The following is a 17,394-nucleotide window of genomic DNA, read 5'->3' as shown; positions in this document are numbered from 1 at the left end:
GGTTGTTGTCGGTCCCGAAGAACCTCTTGCTTTAGGGATTGCTGATTACTTAGAAACGGAAAATATCACTGTATTTGGTCCCTCGGCAAAATCTGCCCAATTGGAAGCCAGTAAATCTTTCGCAAAAGAATTAATGCGAAAAGCCAATATACCAACTGCGGAATATGCAATCTTTACGGATGAAGATTCTGCAAAGGAATATGTCCGTGCTCATGGTGTGCCTGTTGTGATAAAAGCCGATGGTCTTGCTGCAGGAAAAGGCGTAACTGTAGCCCACGATGAAGATACCGCATTTCAAGCCATTGAACTATCTATGAGCAAAAAAGTTTTCGGTTCTGCAGGCGAAAAAGTAGTTATCGAACAATTCCTATCTGGGGAAGAAGCCAGTATACTTGCCTTCTCCGATGGGAAACATGTCCTCCCACTTACAAGCAGTCAGGACCACAAACCCGTATTCGATGATGATAAAGGTCCCAATACAGGCGGTATGGGTGCCTATTCACCAGCACCTGTGGTTACAACAGAGGTTGAAAGTAAAATATTAAAAAGAATATTAAAACCCACTATCAAAACGATGGCCAACAAAAATACCCCGTTCAAAGGTATTTTATATGCCGGATTAATGATAGACCCGAAACAAAATCCCTATGTAATTGAGTTCAATGTCCGATTCGGTGACCCGGAAACTCAAGCAATACTACCCCGCATGGAATCCGATATAGTTCCTCTTTTCTGGGCTGTTGTCGAAGAAACTCTAAATAAATACTCTATTGAATATTCTCCCTATGCTTGTGTTACTGTAGCTCTAACAAGTAAGGGCTATCCCGGTAGTTATGAAAAAGGTAAAGAAATTACAGGTATTCCAGAAGCAGAAAAAGACCCCAATATAGTTGTATTTCACGCAGGTACGGCAGAACAAGATGGAAAACTATACACAAACGGCGGTCGTGTAATCAATGTTACGGGTTGGGACAAAGACCTTATATCCGCTGTTCAGCGTGTTTACAATGCTATTCAAAAAATCCACTTTGAAGGTATGCACTACCGCAAAGACATCGCCCAAAAAGGAATTGCCAAACTGAAATAACAAAAGAAAGAAATCTTTTGCTGTATTACATTCTCTAAAGTAAAAATCTTTTTCATTCGTAATAATTTGTGATTAGAAACCTACAAACAAAAATCCTGTGATATTTGTAGATGGATACGCAATATTTAGTGTTTCACTGAATGGGGGAAAGATTTAAAATGTAAATTTGAAAACCCAGGCGTGCTGGCAGAGAATTTGTGCAGGCGAAACATATGGAGTTGTCATTATCCACATATCATTACCATTCTCAACAGGGATTACTATATCAGTGCCTAACAAAGTAACATGAGGTATTGTTTGAAATTCATTGGATTTAGGAATTGACCATTTTTCAGAGGGCCATTTCAGAGCAATGGCATAAATAGTATTCCCTTTACGAGTAAAACGAAAATCTTCTATTTTGGGAGCATCTTTCCACACATCCGTTCCATAGATGGCATCACCATTAACTTCTAACCATTTACCCATCTCCAATAATCGTTCCTGCATTATCTCCGGAATTCGTCCATCTGCAGAAGGACCTATATCTAATAAGAGATTGCCTCCTCGCGACACATTGTCTATTAGCAGGTGAAGCAACTCCGTTGTGCTACGATAGCAATCCGTATCTTCATTTCTATTTAAACCAAATGATTTGCCCATACCCTGACACTCTTCAAACCTACCCTGTTTAATCAAATGTCCTTCAGGGATATTTCCATATTCGGGCGTGGCAAAACCACCATGAATATTCCGACATTCCTTACCCCAACGGTCGTTTATGGCAATATCCTTTGGTGCAGGCGATTCATTAAATAACCAGCTCAGGAACTCCGTACTACGCCATACCGAACTTGGATGGTCCCATTCACCATCAGGCCAGAACACATCCGGTTTGTAACGGATAATCAAGTCCTTCATCTGCGGTAGCATATATTCATCTACATATTTATTAACATCTGTATTATATAGTGGATTAAACCATTCATACATGCAGTAATAAAACCCCATTTTCAACCCCACTTTCCTTACTGCGGTTATCAAATCACCTGCTAAGTCTCGATGGGGTCCTACATCCACAGAATTCCAATTCCAACTATGCGGTGCAGGCCAGAGACAGAAACCCTCTACATGTTTTGAAGTAAGCACCACATACTTTGCCCCCGACCGTTTCAATATATCCGCCCATTGGTCCGGGTCGAACAATTCTGCCTTAAACATAGGAGCAAAGTCCTGATATTTAAATTTTTCACCATACTTTTCTTTATGAAATTTCCATGTCTCGCTATTTTTATCCTCCATGTAATACCAATACCACTCCGCATATTGGTCTTTGGGTCCCCATGAGGGCACAGAGTATACTCCCCAATGAATAAAAATGCCAAACTTTGCATCTTCAAACCATTGCGGATTAGGTCTCTGGTCTAATGACTCCCATATAGGTTCATATCCTGTATATATACCTAGGCATAAAAGAATAAACAATAGGTTCATAGATATTTCCCTTCTTTTTAACAAATTTTATAATAACACAAATTATGTTATATATCTCTGCTTATGAAATTATCCTTGTTAAAAGAACTCTCCCTATCTATTTCAATGTATATAAACAAGATTGCCTATTTTACAGAAATAAAACCTTTACTCCAATCCAAGTCTTTTAATTCTATATTGGAGAGTGGTTCGTTTAATCCCCAACAATTCCGCTGCTCGAGTTTTATTCCAATGGAATTTTTCTAACGCTTTAAGTATCAGTTCCCTTTCTAACCGTTCTGTATGTTGTTCCAGAGATAAATCTTCCTTCCCCTGCTGCAAATCTTTATTTTCAGATTCTACCTGTAAGTTCTTTTCTATATAGTTTTGCAATTCAAAAGGCATCTCATTGATTGTTACCTGAGGTCCTGTTGCTAAAACGATAGCCCGTTCCATAATATTTTCCAATTCACGGATATTCCCGGGCCAGGGATATCGTAAGAACAAATCAAGAACTTCATCATCTACCTCATATACTTCTTTCCTTAACTCCATACTGAACTTATTCAAAAAATGTTCTACCAAAGCAGGAATATCATCGGGTCTTTCCTTTAACGGCGGAACATATATGGAAAATACATTCAGGCGATAATAAAAATCTTCCCGAAATGTTCCCTGAACTATAGCCTGTCTTAAATCTCGATTTGTTGCAGCCACTATACGGACATCCACCTTAATGGTTTCTGTCCCTCCTACACGCTCAAACTCTCCATCCTGAAGCACACGCAATAACTTTACCTGAACACTGGGGTCTATTTCACCCACTTCGTCAAGAAACAGAGTTCCCTTATGTGCCCGTTCGAACCGTCCTTCCCTTCTCGAAGTTGCCCCTGTAAAGGCTCCTTTCTCATGTCCAAATAATTCACTTTCCAGCAAGGTAGGAGCCAATGACGCACAATTCAATGCAATAAAAGGTTCATCCCGTCGTGGACTTGCTTCATGCAATGCCCTTGCTACAAGTTCTTTCCCTACACCACTGGGGCCTGTTATTAAAACCGAACTCTTTGTAGGTGCAACTCGTGCAATAATTTGACGCAATTGCCTTGTTTGAGCACTTTCTCCTACTAAATGTTGAACAGAAGGATGTATCCATGTCTGGGCTCTATTCGTATTTTTTATTTGTATTTGTTTTGCCAACTTCGAAATTTTATTTTGTAAAACAGCTAATTGGAACGGTTTGGTAATAAAATCATGTGCCCCTAATCGCATCGCTTCCACAGCGATTTCAATAGTCCCATAAGCCGTGATAATAATTACCTCGGTTTCCGGTGATACACTTTTAACATAACGCAGGACATCCATACCGGATTTTCCAGGCATACTCAGGTCTGTAATTACAATGTGAAATAAATGACGGGTTATTTTATCTATGGCTTCCTCACCCGTAGAAGCGACACTGACCTTGAAGCCCATTTCCAGGAAAGTCTGAGAAAGCAAATTTCTCATGTTTTCCCGGTCATCTACAATGAGAATGTGAATAATGGCTTCTTTCTCCTGTGTGTTTGATGACATAATTTCAAACGATTCCTTTTCTGTTGGTGCTGAACAAATTGTATTTTCCATATATTATCCATTTCCAAAAAGTTTTTCAAATTCTTTTTTTGCTTTGTTCTTTTGTTCTTCCCATGATGTATCCAGATTTCCTTCTTTCATCTCAAATTCATCACAAAAATTCGGTCCTTCTCGGTCTGCTACATATTCTGTATTCGGTATCATACAGTTATTGGGTTTCCCCGGTGTATACCATCTACAATTATTGCAACAATGCAAGTATGCATTACATTTCGGACATGTCTCCTTTACCCCCGGCTGCTTTTTCGTAATACTTTCCCAAGGATTCCCACATCTATAGCAACTTTTCATTGAAAAAAATCCTCAAAATCAATTTTAATTAAAATATTACTTTTAAATATAGTTTGTCAAGTTTTTTTGCTTTTATGTGTCTAATTCTGGATTATTGTATAATTATAATATAAAGCATAGAGGTTAAGAAATGTCTTCAGCGGGGACAGAACAAGAAAAACAAGTTAAAGATGAAAATACAATAGAACTTCCGAGACTTTATCGGGTTCTATTGCATAATGACCATTATACGACGATGGAATTTGTTGTTTACATATTAAGAAATATTTTCAACAAATCCCATGATGAGGCTGTCCGTATAATGTTAAAAGTTCATCGCGAAGGAATTGGCGTAGCGGGTATTTATATTCGTTCTGTTGCCGAAGCAAAGGTAGAAGTGGTTCATCAAATAGCAAGGGAAAACGGTTTCCCATTAAAATGTTCTATCAGCCCTGAATAATTTTTATGAAAATATTGTTATTATATATAAACTTACAATCGTTAATACTATAAAAAGGCTTCGTATATGTTAAGTAAAGAAATTCAAAAAGCCATTGGAAATGCTCTAAAAGAAGCAAGAAAAAGAAGGCATGAGTACTTATGCCCGGAACACTTGCTTTATGTTTTATTGGACGACCCTTATGGCAAAGAAATACTTCAATATTGTGGATGTAATATTGAACGGTTGCGTAAGAAATTGAATACTTTCTTCGATGAATATATCTCAAAAGTCCCCAAAAGTGTGGAATTAAACCTTCAGCAAACCCCTGCTTTTGACCGATTAATCCAGCGTGCCGTATATCATGTCCAAAATTCAAGCAAGTCTGAAGTAGATGCCGGTGATATTCTCGCTGCATTATTTGAGGAAGAAGATTCTCATTCCGCATATTTTCTGTATCAAGAAGGTGTTACCCGTCTGGAAATTTTAGAATATATTTCACATGCCAACCGTTACGAGCGTTATGAACAAGAACCCGATGTCAGTAGAGAACGCGAAAGAGACAGAAAAACAAATAGTATCCTGGAAAGTTTTACTGTTAATCTTGTCCAGAAAGCGAGAAAAGGGAAAATAGACCCAGTAATAGGTCGGGAAAAGGAAATTCAAAGGGCTATTCGCGTTCTTTGTAGAAGAAGAAAAAACAATCCTATTTTTGTAGGTGAACCTGGCGTAGGGAAAACAGCCATTGTTGAAGGATTAGCCCAGCGAATAGCCGATGGTAAAGTCCCTGATTCCATGAAAGATGTAGAATTATACATGGTAGATTTACCAGGTATGCTTGCGGGAACGAAATATCGTGGTGATTTTGAACAAAGGATAAAGTCATTAATCAATGAGGTATTAAAAAAGAAAAATGCAATACTTTACTTTGATGAAATTCATACTTTAGTAGGTGCCGGTAGCACAACAGAATCCAGTATTGATGCCGCTTCCATATTAAAGCCCTTTTTAGCTAGTGGGGAATTGCATTGTATCGGAGCAACGACTTATGAAGAATTTAAAAATCATTTCGAAAAAGACAGAGCACTTTCAAGACGATTCCAGAAAATTGATGTTAACGAACCTACAATAGAAGAATGTATTCAGATTGTCCGTGGATTAAAAGGACATTATGAACAACACCATAAAGTGGAATTTACAGATGAAGCGTTGGTCGCCTCCGTTGACCTGTCCGCAAAGTATTTAAACGACCGTTTCCTGCCCGATAAAGCAGTAGATGTTCTGGATGAGTCCGCTGCTATGGTTCGTATCGAAGCTAAGGAATCTCCTATAACAGTAGATGTCAAAGATATTGAACGAACTATTGCCGATATGGCACAAATTCCATTACGCACTGTCAATTCCGCAGACCGCGAAAAGCTTAAAAACCTTGAAGAAGAATTGAAGTCTGTTGTTTTCGGACAGGACGAAGCCATAGAAATGGTAGTTAAAGCCATTCGCCGTTCCCGTGCCGGATTAGGAAAACCCAACCGTCCTATTGGGTGTTTCCTATTTACAGGACCCACAGGCGTTGGAAAAACAGAGGTTGCCAGACAACTTGCTTTTATTTTAGGTAATCATTTCGCAAGATATGATATGAGTGAGTATATGGAGAAACATGCCGTAGCCCGCTTAATCGGTGCTCCACCGGGATATATAGGATTTGAACAGGGCGGTATTCTTGTTGATGAAATACGCAGACATCCCTATACAGTGCTTCTACTGGATGAAATCGAAAAAGCGCATCCTGATTTGTTTAATATATTACTTCAAGTTATGGATGAAGCCACCTTAACCGATAATATGGGGAAGAGAGCAGATTTTCGAAATGTAATCCTGATTATGACCTCCAATGCAGGTGCCCGTGAACTATATTCCCAATCCATCGGTTTTACAATGTCTCAAAATGATGCAGAACGAAAAAGTATAAAAGCTATTGAACAAACAATGTCTCCAGAATTTCGTAACCGATTGGATGCTATCGTTTCCTTTAGCCCTCTAAACATTGAAGTAATGAAAATGATTGTAGATAAGTTTATTAATCGTATTAAATCTCAACTCATAGAGAAACAAGTGGCTCTGGAATTAAGTCCCAATGCCCGTAAATGGTTGGCTGAAAAAGGTTATGATACCCGATTAGGGGCAAGACCCTTAGCACGCCTTATTCAGAAAGAGATTGAAACACCTCTTGCTGACGAAATATTGTTCGGCAAATTAGAACAGGGGGGATATGTATATATTGACATATCTCCAGATGATAGGATTAATTTTAATTTTAACCAGAGCCCATCTATTTTAGATAAAAAAGAACCTCTTTCAACATCGTAGGAAGTTCGGAAACCATAGTTTTTGGGTTTAATCTTAAACTAAACTCTGTATTTGTAGTATCCCAACAATATTTCTTACATTGACACACCTTTTGCCTTGCCGGATGGAATGCTGCTGACTTCCATATCTTATCCAAAGCTTGTTCTCGAACAGATAAAGGAGTTTCTATATCACAACAAGCCCCTACTTTACCATCCGGAGCCACAGTGCAATCCAGAAAACCCGCAAAACATGTAAAAATATTTTGTTCCAAAAAACTTCTTGATATACCACTATAGAAACGGTCTGAAGTAGTTAAAATCCGTTCTATTTTACATAAATTTTTTGCTTTTGTTAGTTCGTTATCAAGTTCCTGCAGTTCTTTTTCATTAAAAAATAATTCTTCCCACGCCTTTTCGTTTTTGAAACGATGTAGGAGATTAGAATGAATTGGTGCAAATTTGATTTGAACAGCCCCCAATTTTTTAGCAAGTGGGACAAGAGATGATATGTTCCTGAAATTCGTCTTCGTAATGACAGTATTAATACTAATGCGAATTTCAGGGGCAATACAGCGAATGTTTTGAATACCCGTAATCGTTTTTTGATACTGTCCTTTACCACGAATAGCGTCATGGACTTCTTCAATGGCACTATCCAGAGAAAAAGAAATTGTTTTTAGTCCGGACTCTCGAAGTGTTTTGGCTCTATCTTTATCAATAAGTGTTCCATTGGTGCATAAATGTGTGGATATTTTGTTCCCCTCTGCAAAACATATTATTTCTTCAAGGTCTTTTCTTAATAGAGGTTCCCCACCCGATATTGAAATGATGAAAGTCCCTAATTTTTTTGCCGATTGTATTACAGATTTCCATTCTTCCGTTGTTAATTCATCAGGATTCGTATGTTCCCGTAATTCACAAAGACCACACATTATACATCGGAGATTACAACGGTATGTTACAAAAGCAATAAGAATAGGCAGATAAGAGGGTATAATCCCGCGCCATCGGCTATATAAGACATTTAATATCTTTATTCCTGTATATAAAGGAGTGATTAGATTCATTTTTAATTCAAAATAGGAGGTTCCTTTTTTCTCTGTTGTATACATTTATATACTTCTTCAAATACCGTGTCAACGGAGATAGATTTTAAACATTTATTATTCTCGCAAAATGAGAAGCGGTAATTATAGGCATTTAAACAGGGACTGCATGCAAGGTTTGTATAAAGGATATGAACCCGTTCTCCTACAGGAGAGAATAAAACGGGGGTTTCAGGTCCAAATAAAACTACAATATCAATATCCGAAGTTGTTGCAAAATGGGCAGGTCCGCTGTCATTGGTAACTAAAACATCACAAAGAGTATAAAGGGTAAGTAAATCTTCAAAATCTGTTTTTCCTGCAAGGTTTATGAAATAATTCCCTCCTATTTCCTTTTCAAACCGATTTAACGATTCTCGCTCTTCTAAAAATCCTGTTAATACAAAAGTTATATTGGAAAATTTTTCAATCAATTTTCTGGCTAATTTTAAATAATTTTCTATATCCCATTTCCGAACGCGTAGCAGGTCATGAGTATTCGGAGTAAAAATAATATACGGTTTATTTTGATTTGCTTCGTTATCTTTTCCTAACAATTTTTTCCACTTTTCCAGTCGTTCTTTATCAGGTAAATAACGGGGAATAGTTATATCCTCATGTAAAAAGGGAACCTTTAACAAGGGTATTTCACCAGGATATTCTTTTAACGCTTCAACCATTAAAAGGTAAATATAACTTGTGTGTATGTAGGGATTATAACTTACTTTATGGGTCATCAAATCTCCACGATAGGGAGCATCGTTTAAAAACCCATGCATTCCTATTCGTGCTTTTGCTCCACTTAAATAGGTAACTATCGCAGAACCTCTCGAAAAAAACTCACAATCAATAGCGGTATCTATTCCTAACTTACGGCATTTAAAAAAGAACTTTATTACATCACGAAGAAGTGTCCAAAAATGCGATGTATCAATTTCTATAATATTTTCCTCAGGTAATACCCTTAAAATAGGTAATACAAAACAATTCTTATTAAAGGCACAAACATATACATTATTTTCACCTACCCACTTTTTGGCTTTTTCAAGAGCAGGACATGCCAGAACCATAGCCCCCTGTTCAATAAGTTTAACAAATAAAATCTTTTTAGGATTGTGAACTTTAGTTGGAGATAAATTAAAAATATGGACTAACCTATGAAATATTGTTAACAAAAAACACAACAAAATTCCCACCCAGCGGTCTAAAAATCGTATAGTTTCAGATTTCAAATCCCTGCTCCTTTTGATAAATGTCTAATTCTGATTTTTTTCAGGGGATTGTATAATACACTCATAAGTTCCTATTACAGGTTTAAGAGTACCATCATCCATTTTCAACTGTATAATCTTTCCTTTTTCATCAAAGGCAGTTAATATAAATGTTTTATTACCCATAACATCTGTAGGAATATTAAAAATTCCTGTCCAGATTCCATCACCCGCAACTTCATCACCATTTTGCCCATCATCCTTTAAATCGGAAGAAATAGAAGTCCCAAAAACACTTACAGACACAGTATCTACAATGTCAAGAGTGTCGATGATTTTAGCAGATAATTTTAATGATGTTCCTGCAATGGGACTCTCAGGTTCTGTTTTTATTTCCGTAAAACCCACAGTAATACTCTCTTTTAACTCTTCTTTTACAGGTTCATTGGAACTATATATATGCACTCGGAACGGGTCTGTGTCCGTTCGGGATGTAGATAATCCCAACCCAGATTGCTTTAAACAATCCAGAACTTTCATAATTTCATCCATCGTCCCACTAACACTCAAAGTTAATTCAAGGGCTTCAGCATGAATGAAACAGAAGGATAATGTTGCTAAAAAAACGGCTAAAAGTATCATTGTTCGCATAAAAATTTCCTCCATCCAGAAATGAATGAACATAAATAATTGTTTTATATTACCATTGTATAACATGAATATATTTGTTTATACTAACTTACTTATTTTACTATATACAAAATAAAGAATATTTACAAAGAGAGAAAAGAGGATACTGTATGGCAAAGAATAAATTTTTTCTTATCCCCCTTGTCTTAATAGCGGGTATTGTCATCATCGGGGTTTACTCATGGTTTTTTGCCCAGCCTCGTTTAACACGAGCCCAAATGGAAAAAGCGGAAGAAGCCCTGAAAAAATTAAAACAGATTGAAGAGGTAGCAAAAGAAGAAACAAAAACAACTCCAACCGAAGCAGGAAAAGATATGCAAAATTCAACACCATCAGAAAATCAGAATATAGCAACTCCCACAAACAATGCGGAAGAAATTCCCATAGAAAAAATGCCCGAAAAAGCCCCGGATATTTTCAAAGTCCGTTTTGAATGTTCTAACGGAAACTTTACTATAGAGTGCCATAAAGAATGGGCTCCTATTGGTGTTGAACATTTTTACGAATTATTAAAAGTTAAGTTTTATGATAATGCCCGTTTTTTCCGTGTGGTTCCGGGTTTTGTGGTTCAATTTGGTATTGCAGGTGACCCACAGTTAAATATGAAATACGGGGAAAAAAATATAAAGGACGACCCGGTAAAAACAAGTAACCTAAAAGGCACCGTTACTTTTGCAAAAACATCAATGGCTAATTCACGCTCTACGCAATTATTTATAAATTTGGACGACAATACACGATTAGATTCAATGGGTTTTGCACCCTTTGCCCGTGTTATTGAGGGAATGGATGTAATAGAACGAATTAATCCCAAATATGGACAAACACCCGACCAGATGATGATTAAATTGCAAGGTAACGATTATTTAAATCGCATGTTCCCCGATTTGGATTATATTAAACGGGTTTATTTTGTGAAATAGTCTATATATTAGATAATATTGCTCATTTCTATTTCTTATCATCAGGATATACCGGTAATGGAATTCTTTTTACACTTTTTCGGGAAAGAATTCCTAATAAAAAACGATAAGTTCTGGGAAAATGTCTTCCAAAGAAGATGGAAAGTTTCCCATGCTTTGTAATAATTATTTCTGGCTTCCGATGATATAACGCACAAACAATTTGTTGGGCCGCTTTCTCTGTGGGCATTACTAAAAATGAAGGAACCGGGTCAGGGCGGTCAGTCAATTCGCCATATTTATTTTTATGGCGTATTTCACTTTTGACAAACCCCGGGGTAATTAAGGTTACAGATACCCCCATAGGTTTCAGGTCATAATATATACATTCCGAAAGTGCAACAATTGCAGACTTGCTACTGCAATATGGTGCAGATAAGGGAGTAAAAACCCTTCCTGCTACACTTCCAACAATGCCTAACCGCCCTTTTTGTTTAATAAGATAGGGCAGAGCTAGTTCAATAGTATTAATAACACCAAAGAAATTTGTTTCAAACTGTCTACGGAAATCCTCTGCTTTTAATTGCAGGATATGTCCCGGTACTCCCATCCCAGCATTGGCTAATACAACATCCAATTTTCCCCAGGTTCGAATGATTTCTTCTACCGCTTTTTTTAATTCCTCATAATTTGTAACATCAGCGACAAAGAATTCAGCAATTCCTTTATTTTGAATAATGGTTTCTTTAACCTTTTCAAGTCTATCTTTTCTGCGAGCAACTAATGCTACTTTAGCTCCTTCTTTCGCAAATTCATAAGCCGTTGCTTCCCCTATGCCAGAAGAAGCCCCTGTAATAAGCACAACCTGGTCAACAAATCTACCTGCCATACAATACTCCTTTTTTAGCGAAGTCTCTGCAAAGGTTGTCCATTATAACAAAGTGTATTGCCACAAATATCTGCGGCGACTGTTTGGGTTTGTCCCATGAAAGAGACAGTCGCTACAATTTTATTTCCTTGCACTCGCCAATTCCCTGTTATTGTTCCTACCATGGGATGAGAAGCAACCGCCTGTCCGCCCGGATTTAAACTAACCTGAACTACTCCATAAGGCGTAGGGATGCTCCATGCTGTGCCTGTAAAATCTGGTGGACCCTGAGGAACAACAGGGACTTGATATTGCATTTGAGGTACTTGTGGGGGTGGAACTGCTGGTGTAGAGACTGGAGGGGCAGAATTCGCTGGACTTTCGGGATTTTCTGTTTTTGTCCCCGAAGTGGTTTGTGGAACACTACTTGAAAATTGATTTTTTAGTCCTGCCAAAAAAGGTAACCCTAATATTATCGCGAGGACGATAAAAAAAATAACCAGTCCCCGTTTCATAAAAATTCTCCTGTATAAAGATTATTTAGCCCGTTGGATTTCTCTATCCTGATAATATATTTTATCACCAATAATGTCACATTCAACAGTATGTTTTTGTCCCTTAAAATCAACAGAGGCTATAAGTTTAGCCCCGTTAACACTCCATGTCCCCGCCAGACGGTCAGTTCCTATCATCTGTATTGCAAGTGCAGAAAACTCCGGTGGAACTGTAGCTATTGCCTGTCCTCCTGAATTTAATGCTATTGTTACTGCTACAGGTATTTGTGGATGTTTTACTACCCACGCTGTTCCCACTAAATTTGATTCATTCAATAAAGGAGGAGCAGGAGGTGGTTTCTTGCCAGGTTGTGCAGGTTCTTCCTGCGAAGACATTGCCATCTGTAAAACAATTATATTCTTTACAACAGCTAAAAAAGGAACACCAACCACAAGAAAAATAATTAAAAAGAAAATCCCTAATATTTTCTTATTCACTATTTACTTCTCCTCATAATTAAAAATTCAAGTTTTTATGGATATATTAATTTAGGTAATATTATATATTAAGAACGCAATAAGATTGTAAAATAGAATTAGCGTGAAAATAAACATTTGTCTTTTATATAATTTTTTGTTAAACTTCTAACAATTGTTTTTTATATATTTGAACCCTATAAAATACAAATCTATTGTCCCTTTACTTCCGTTATATGCAAGCCAAATATTTACATAAATCCGCTTCTAAATTGCGTGCCATATATAGGTTAGTGTTCCTATTTTTTATTATGGCTCCTATCTTATTTTCTCTTCGCTGTTTAGTTTATCCCATTTCGTTTTTCTCCGAACAGACAGACCGAAAAATCCGACGGTATTTATTACACACATGGGCAAGAATTTTTGTCATAGTCTCGGGTATAGAAATTCATATTGAAGGCACCGTTCCTAAAGTTCCCTGCTTTATAGTGGCTAATCATATTAGCTATATAGATACCCTTTTGCTTCATTATGCAACGAAATGTATTTTTGTAGCCCGTGGCGATGTAGAACATTGGCCTGTTATCGGTTTTGTCGCTAAGAAACTTTATATCATCTTTATTGACCGTTCCAACCGATTGGACACCAAAAGGGTAAACGAAGAAATTAAACATGCTTTGAAAATGGGAGATGGAGTGGCGGTCTTTGCAGAAAGTCGAATTTCGTGCGGAAAAGATGTCCAGCCTTTTCGCCCGGCACTTCTAAGTGCACCCGTTGAATGTCATATGCCAGTTTATTATGCCAGTATTACCTATGAAGCAATAGATGGGACACCTCCAATAAGTTATTTTGTGGCTTGGTGGAGACCAGAACCCTTTACTTACCATCTTCTAAGATTGTTAGGTTATCGGGGATTTAAAGCACGCGTGATTTTTGGAGAACAACCTATATATGGAACCGACCGAAAAGAATTGGCAAATCAACTCTGGCAAAATGTTCGTAAAAACTTTATACCTATCCAATAGGGAAGAGAAAAAATGATGAATAAAAGTATAATATCAAAGGGAGAAAGTATCCAGATTGCTAAAGAAATTATCCAGACGATAAAAAATATTTTAGAAAAATTCGGACCCCGTGAGCCCGGTTCAGAAAGTGAATATAAAACACAAGAATATTTAGCCGAAGAATTAAGCAAACATGCTAACTCAGTGGTTATCGAACCTTTCACTGTAGCTCCAATGGGGTTATTTTTCTTCTTCCCTGTAACAGGTATCATTGTTTTTTTTGCTTCTGCTGTGCTTATTCATCAACCCTACATTGGATTTTTAGGATTAATTGTTTCCCTTGCAATTATTTGGTTCCAATTTGGACAATACCGACAATTATTAGACCCCTTTCTCCCTAAAAGAGAATCTAATAATGTCTGTGCTCGATGGACACCATCAAGCAAAAATATAACCCAACGAATTATTTTGTGTGGACATGCAGACAGTGCCTATGAAATGAGATACAATCAATGGGGGAAACCCTATATAAAACTCGCCGTTCTATCTCTGATAATATGTATGCTGGCTCTTCTCTTTCTATCCTTACTTCTTTCTTATGAACATTTCAAAGGACAGGAATTAACATTTATCCCGGAAAGTCTACGAAAATTAGCCATAGTATTTGGGATTATATATGGTTTGATAGCAGTTTCTTTCATAAGATTTTCACAAGTAGTTCCCGGTGCTAATGATAATTTAACCGGAAGTGTTACCGCAGTTGAAGTATTAAAATGGTTTTCAAAACATCCCTTAGAAATTCAAAATACCGAAATTGTATGCTTGATAACAGGCAGTGAAGAAGCCGGTTTACGCGGTGCTATGGCTTTTGTTCAAAAGCATAAAGAGGAACTAAAAAATCTGCCCACCGTTGTGCTCGCAATTGATACTTTAGGCGATTTTACAGAGTTAGGAGTTATCGTTCGCGATTTAAACGGCTTATTACCACACCATACAGGGGCTATATCACTGTTATATCAAGCAGGTTTGGATTGTGGATTTACACTAAAACCCATTACAGTGTTTTTAGGTTCCTCCGATGCTACTGCTTTTACTCGTGCCGGTATCCCTGCTTCCGGATTGGTTGCTATGGACCCTGGTCCTGCCCATTATTACCACACCCGCTATGATACAGCAGATGCTCTAAACGAGGAAACATTATCTACAGGCTTGACTATCCTGATACAGGCAGTTAAAAATTACGATACTTACGGACTTCCGGAAAAAGGAGCCATTCCTGTTCTTCAGAAAAAACATCAAATAGAAAAATCAGAAGAATTAGCAGTCGGATAAAATTTTTAAAAACAATTCTTTATATCCTTATATCCTTATATGTCAGAATTGCCTTTATAACCATTTATTAAAGACACTTTTTAATTGTTCATTCGAAAGTATTTTGTAATCTCTCTAATGTTACAAATCTAATTTTCCTTCTAAAATTGCAATTGTTCATGTGAAAGTAAGATAATATAAAATGTGCTTTTTAAATTAAAGTAATCTCCGCAAGAGGGATTTTTGTTTTTAGAAAAATTCTAGTATAAAACCGATTTAATGGAGTAAAATTATGAACAGACCGATGCATACACTCGATGGTAACGAAGCGGTAGCAACCATTGCCTATCAGGTAAATGATGTCGCCGCAATTTATCCTATTACCCCTTCTTCTCCTATGGGCGAATTTATGGACCAATGGGCAGCAGAAGGCAGGAAAAATATGTGGGGAAATGTCCCGCAGGTAGTAGAAATGCAAAGTGAAGCAGGTGCCGCAGGTGCTGTTCACGGGTCCTTGCAGGCAGGTGCCATTACCACCACATTTACTGCTTCACAGGGTTTGATGCTGATGTTACCTAATATGTATAAAATTGCCGGTGAACTCACTCCGACTGTGTTTCATGTTTCTGCCCGTTCCCTTGCTATTCATGCCCTTTCCATTTTTGGTGACCATTCCGATGTGATGGCGGCACGCACAACGGGTTTTGCTCTTCTGGCTTCTGCCTCTGTGCAGGAAGCAATGGACTTTGCTCTAATTGCCCAATCTGCAACGCTGAAATCAAGAATTCCCTTTTTGCATTTCTTCGATGGTTTCCGCACTTCACATGAAGTTGTGAAAATAGAAATGCTTACCAATGAAGACATAAGAGCCATGATAGATGAAGAATATGTTCGAGCACATCGGGAAAGAGCGTTAAATCCTGACAAACCGGTCATTCGTGGGACTGCTCAAAATCCAGATGTGTATTTCCAGGGTAGAGAAACCTGCAATCCTTACTATTTAGCATGTCCAGCAATTGTTCAAGAGTATATGGACCGTTTCGCAAAAATCACAGGTAGGCAGTATCACCTTTTCGACTATATAGGTGCTCCAGATGCAGAACGGATATTGATTCTGATGGGCTCTGGCTGTGAAGCAGTTACAGAAACGATTGATTATCTCGTAAATAAGGGAGAAAAAGTCGGTGCTATAAAAGTTCGTCTCTATCGTCCATTCGATGCAAAAGCCCTTATTAAGGCTATTCCTACATCCGTAAATAAAATAGCCGTATTAGACCGTTGTAAAGAATCCGGTGCTCCAGGTGAACCTCTTTATCTGGATGTGGTAAATGCAATTAATGAAGCATATACAAACGGTGAAATTAAAATTATCCCCAGAATTATTGGGGGTAGATATGGACTTTCTTCCAAAGAATTCACCCCGGCAATGATTAAAGGTGTTCTGGATGAATTAGCCAAAGAAAAACCGAAAAATCACTTTACCGTCGGAATCAAAGACGATGTGACACATACAAGCATTGATTACGACCCCAATTTTTCAACCGAAGACCCCAGTGTCGTTCGAGCTGTATTCTACGGATTAGGTTCCGATGGAACTGTAGGAGCCAATAAAAACTCTATCAAAATTATCGGTGAAGATACCCCAAACTATGCTCAAGGGTATTTCGTTTACGACTCAAAAAAATCGGGTTCCATGACCGTATCCCATTTGCGGTTTGGTCCCAAAGAAATCCATTCAAATTATCTCATTACCCGTGCAAACTTTGTAGCCTGTCATCAGTTCACTTTTATAGAAAAATACGATATATTGAAACTGGCAGAAAACAACGCTATTTTCTTACTAAATAGCCCTTATGGTCCCGATGAAATATGGAATTACTTGCCCAAAACCACACAAAAACGAATTATTGATAAGAAAATCAAGTTTTATATAATTGATGCTGTAAAAGTTGCTCGTGAAGCCGGAATGGGGGGAAGAATTAACACTATCATGCAGACTTGCTTCTTTGCTATTAGTGGAATTTTACCTCGAGAAGAAGCTATAAAAGCCATTAAAGATTCTATAAAGAAAACTTATGGGAAACGCGGAGAAGCCATAGTTCAGAAAAATTGGCAGGCTGTAGA

Annotated in this window: 16 protein-coding genes; 7 read left to right on the top strand and 9 right to left on the bottom strand. The window is 37.6% G+C overall.

Translation table 11 applies throughout. From position 1 onward, the window contains the following. The coding region (gene purD, locus PLA12_11330) for a phosphoribosylamine--glycine ligase (protein ID HOQ33090.1) at nt 1–1,087 on the top strand (1,087 nt) is incomplete at its 5' end. Nucleotides 1,088–1,240: 153 nt separating this feature from the next. On the opposite strand, the gene PLA12_11325 is transcribed toward purD, so the two are convergent. The 3 genes from PLA12_11325 to PLA12_11315 form a co-directional block, all read right to left on the bottom strand. Next, nucleotides 1,241–2,560, bottom strand: a complete 1,320-nt coding sequence (locus tag PLA12_11325; GenBank protein HOQ33089.1) for an alpha-L-fucosidase — start codon at nt 2,558–2,560, stop codon at nt 1,241–1,243. A gap of 147 nt (nt 2,561–2,707) precedes the next feature. Next, nucleotides 2,708–4,162, bottom strand: a complete 1,455-nt coding sequence (locus PLA12_11320; GenBank protein HOQ33088.1) for a sigma-54 dependent transcriptional regulator — start codon at nt 4,160–4,162, stop codon at nt 2,708–2,710. A gap of 3 nt (nt 4,163–4,165) precedes the next feature. Continuing rightward, nucleotides 4,166–4,462, bottom strand: coding sequence for a hypothetical protein (locus PLA12_11315; protein ID HOQ33087.1), 297 nt, complete (start codon nt 4,460–4,462; stop codon nt 4,166–4,168). Nucleotides 4,463–4,592: 130 nt separating this feature from the next. On the opposite strand from PLA12_11315, the gene PLA12_11310 reads away from it, so the two are divergent. Both PLA12_11310 and clpA read left to right on the top strand, forming a co-directional pair. Further along, on the top strand, nt 4,593–4,901 hold the full coding sequence (locus tag PLA12_11310; GenBank protein HOQ33086.1) for an ATP-dependent Clp protease adaptor ClpS: 309 nt from the start codon (nt 4,593–4,595) through the stop codon (nt 4,899–4,901). A gap of 66 nt (nt 4,902–4,967) precedes the next feature. Next, nucleotides 4,968–7,247, top strand: coding sequence for an ATP-dependent Clp protease ATP-binding subunit ClpA (gene clpA / locus PLA12_11305; GenBank protein HOQ33085.1), 2,280 nt, complete (start codon nt 4,968–4,970; stop codon nt 7,245–7,247). Here clpA and PLA12_11300 read toward each other — a convergent pair. From PLA12_11300 to PLA12_11290, 3 genes are read right to left on the bottom strand one after another with little or no spacing between them, the layout of a single operon-like run. Beyond that, the gene (locus PLA12_11300) at nt 7,210–8,340 is read right to left on the bottom strand and encodes a radical SAM protein (protein HOQ33084.1); all 1,131 of its coding nucleotides are present in this window, start codon (nt 8,338–8,340) and stop codon (nt 7,210–7,212) included. The genes clpA and PLA12_11300 overlap by 38 nt on opposite strands. Continuing rightward, entirely contained in the window at nt 8,298–9,545 is a 1,248-nt protein-coding gene (locus tag PLA12_11295; protein HOQ33083.1) for a glycosyltransferase family 9 protein, read from the bottom strand. Before PLA12_11295 ends, PLA12_11300 begins: the two co-directional genes overlap by 43 nt. 24 nt (nt 9,546–9,569) lie before the next feature. Further along, nucleotides 9,570–10,175 (bottom strand): hypothetical protein, encoded by a 606-nt coding sequence (locus tag PLA12_11290; GenBank protein ID HOQ33082.1) that lies wholly within the window; start codon nt 10,173–10,175, stop codon nt 9,570–9,572. A gap of 149 nt (nt 10,176–10,324) precedes the next feature. Between PLA12_11290 and PLA12_11285 the strand changes: the two genes are divergently transcribed. Further along, nucleotides 10,325–11,137, top strand: coding sequence for a peptidylprolyl isomerase (locus PLA12_11285; protein HOQ33081.1), 813 nt, complete (start codon nt 10,325–10,327; stop codon nt 11,135–11,137). A gap of 28 nt (nt 11,138–11,165) precedes the next feature. Here PLA12_11285 and PLA12_11280 read toward each other — a convergent pair whose 3' ends face one another. From PLA12_11280 to PLA12_11270, 3 genes are read right to left on the bottom strand one after another with little or no spacing between them, the layout of a single operon-like run. Beyond that, complete coding sequence (locus tag PLA12_11280; GenBank protein ID HOQ33080.1) at nt 11,166–12,005, bottom strand: SDR family NAD(P)-dependent oxidoreductase; 840 nt, start codon at nt 12,003–12,005, stop codon at nt 11,166–11,168. 14 nt (nt 12,006–12,019) lie between these two features. After that, the gene (locus tag PLA12_11275; protein HOQ33079.1) at nt 12,020–12,499 is read right to left on the bottom strand and encodes a hypothetical protein; all 480 of its coding nucleotides are present in this window, start codon (nt 12,497–12,499) and stop codon (nt 12,020–12,022) included. A 21-nt stretch (nt 12,500–12,520) separates the two neighbouring features. Then, nucleotides 12,521–12,976: a hypothetical protein gene (locus PLA12_11270; protein HOQ33078.1), complete on the bottom strand. Its 456-nt coding sequence runs from the start codon at nt 12,974–12,976 to the stop codon at nt 12,521–12,523. A 290-nt stretch (nt 12,977–13,266) separates the two neighbouring features. On the opposite strand from PLA12_11270, the gene PLA12_11265 reads away from it, so the two are divergent. The 3 genes from PLA12_11265 to nifJ form a co-directional block, all read left to right on the top strand. Further along, nucleotides 13,267–13,980, top strand: a complete 714-nt coding sequence (locus tag PLA12_11265; GenBank protein ID HOQ33077.1) for a lysophospholipid acyltransferase family protein — start codon at nt 13,267–13,269, stop codon at nt 13,978–13,980. 12 nt (nt 13,981–13,992) lie between these two features. After that, on the top strand, nt 13,993–15,291 hold the full coding sequence (locus tag PLA12_11260) for a M28 family peptidase (GenBank protein ID HOQ33076.1): 1,299 nt from the start codon (nt 13,993–13,995) through the stop codon (nt 15,289–15,291). Between the two features lie 271 nt (nt 15,292–15,562). Then, nucleotides 15,563–17,394, top strand: a 1,832-nt coding sequence (nifJ, locus tag PLA12_11255; protein HOQ33075.1) for a pyruvate:ferredoxin (flavodoxin) oxidoreductase, incomplete at its 3' end; no start/stop codon positions are given.

Source organism: Candidatus Hydrogenedens sp., from assembly GCA_035378955.1.
GTDB lineage: Bacteria > Hydrogenedentota > Hydrogenedentia > Hydrogenedentales > Hydrogenedentaceae > Hydrogenedens.
The sequence above is the reverse complement of the archived record's forward strand: the minus strand, read 5'-3'. Positions and strand labels throughout refer to the sequence as shown.